At 55.8% G+C, this 577-nt stretch carries 1 rRNA gene; it reads left to right on the forward strand.

The window, feature by feature from the left end:
- A 23S ribosomal RNA gene (locus tag CWE01_RS33720) occupies positions 1-577 on the forward strand; the annotation flags it as partial.

A 577-nucleotide genomic window follows, 5' to 3' on the forward strand; every position in this document is an offset into this window, starting at 1 on the left:
CGTTACTTGCTTGGCCGCGGACGCTGGAAAGAAACAACACTAGTGGGCCATTTTTGGTAAGCAGAACTGGCGATGCGGGATGAACCGAACGCGAGGTTAAGGTGCCGGAGTGGACGCTCATCAGACACCACAAAAGGTGTTAGTACATCTTGACAGCAGGACGGTGGCCATGGAAGTCGGAATCCGCTAAGGACTGTGTAACAACTCACCTGCCGAATGTACTAGCCCTGAAAATGGATGGCGCTCAAGCGTCCCACCCATACCTCGCCCTCGGCGCGGGCTCGGCGCGTCGAGGAGTAGGCGGACGTGGAGGTCGGTGACGAAGCCTAGGACGTGAGTCCGGGTGGAACGGCCTCTAGTGCAGATCTTGGTGGTAGTAGCAAATACTTCAATGAGAACTTGAAGGACCGAAGTGGGGAAAGGTTCCATGTGAACAGCGGTTGGACGTGGGTCAGTCGATCCTAAGCTATAGGGAAGTTCCGTTTCAAAGGGGCGCTTTTGCCCCGTATAGCGAAAGGGAAGCTGGTGAATATTCCAGCACCTCGATGTGGGGTTTCCGCGGCAACGCAACCGAACG

The organism is Pseudomonas sp. QS1027 (assembly GCF_002814235.1).
Classification (GTDB): Bacteria; Pseudomonadota; Gammaproteobacteria; order Pseudomonadales; family Pseudomonadaceae; genus Aquipseudomonas.